The sequence below is a fragment of the Desulfovibrio sp. Fe33 genome (assembly GCF_028532725.1).
Classification (GTDB): Bacteria; Desulfobacterota; Desulfovibrionia; order Desulfovibrionales; family Desulfovibrionaceae; genus Pseudodesulfovibrio.
This window is the reverse complement of record NZ_JAQKGU010000021.1, coordinates 1-1,060: the sequence shown is the minus strand read 5'-3', so window position 1 is coordinate 1,060 and position 1,060 is coordinate 1. Positions and strand designations below refer to the sequence as shown.

The 1,060-nt window shown below is 67.8% G+C and carries 1 protein-coding gene; it reads right to left on the bottom strand.

The genetic code is table 11. The features are described 5' to 3' along the window. A partial coding sequence (locus PSN43_RS15915) for an immunoglobulin-like domain-containing protein (protein WP_272701724.1) occupies nucleotides 1–1,060 on the bottom strand: 1,060 nt, incomplete at both ends.

Below are 1,060 nucleotides of genomic sequence, written 5' to 3'. Positions count from 1 at the left end.
GCCGTTGCTCAGGTTCAGGGTGAGGTCGGTCTGCGGGGCGTTGTCGACCGTGGCGGTGATGGTGGCGTTGCCGCCCTCGTCCACGGAGACGTCGCCGAGGGTCACGGTGGTGGTGTCCACGGTGTCGCTGACGGTCACGGTGGCCGTGTCGTCGGTGTTCAGATTCTCGTAGTTGCCGCCGGTCGCGGAATCGATGCCGACGGTAAAGGAGCCGCCGTCCACGTAGGGGTCGTCGCCCTGGACCGCGAAGGTGGCGCTGCCGGTGGTGGTACCGGCCGCGATGGTCACGGTCTCGCCGTTGCTCAGGTTCAGGGTCAGGTCGGTCTGCGGGGCGTTGTCCACGGTGGCGGTGATGGTGGCGTTGCCGCCCTCATCCACGCTGACGTCGCCGAGCGTCACGGTGGTGGTGTCGGTGGTGTCGCTGACCGTGACCGTGGCCGTGTCGTCGGTGTTCAGATTTTCGTAGTTGCCGCCGGTCGTGGAATCGATGCCGACGGTAAAGGAGCCGCCGTCCACGTAGGGGTCGTCGCCCTGCACCGCGAAGGTGGCGCTGCCGGTGGTGGTGCCCGCCGCGATGGTCACGGTTTCGCCGTTGCTCAGGTTCAGGGTCAGGTCGGTCTGCGGCGCGTTGTCCACCGTGGCGGTGATGGTGGCGTTGCCGCCCTCGTCCACGCTGACGTCGCCGAGCGTCACGGTGGTGGTGTCCACGGTGTCGCTGACGGTCACCGTGGCCGTGTCGTCGGTGTTCAGGTTCTCGTAGTTGCCACCGGTCGCGGAATCGATGCCGACGGTAAAGGAGCCGCCGTCCACGTAGGGGTCGTCGCCCTGGACCGCGAAGGTGGCGCTGCCGGTGGTGGTGCCCGCCGCGATGGTCACGGTCTCGCCGTTGCTCAGGTTCAGGGTCAGGTCGGTCTGCGGGGCGTTGTCCACGGTGGCGGTGATGGTGGCGTTGCCGCCTTCGTCCACGGAGACGTCGCCGAGGGTGACGGTGGTGGTGTCCACGGTGTCGCTGACGGTGACCGTGGCCGTGTCGTCGGTGTTCAGATTCTCGTAGTTGCCG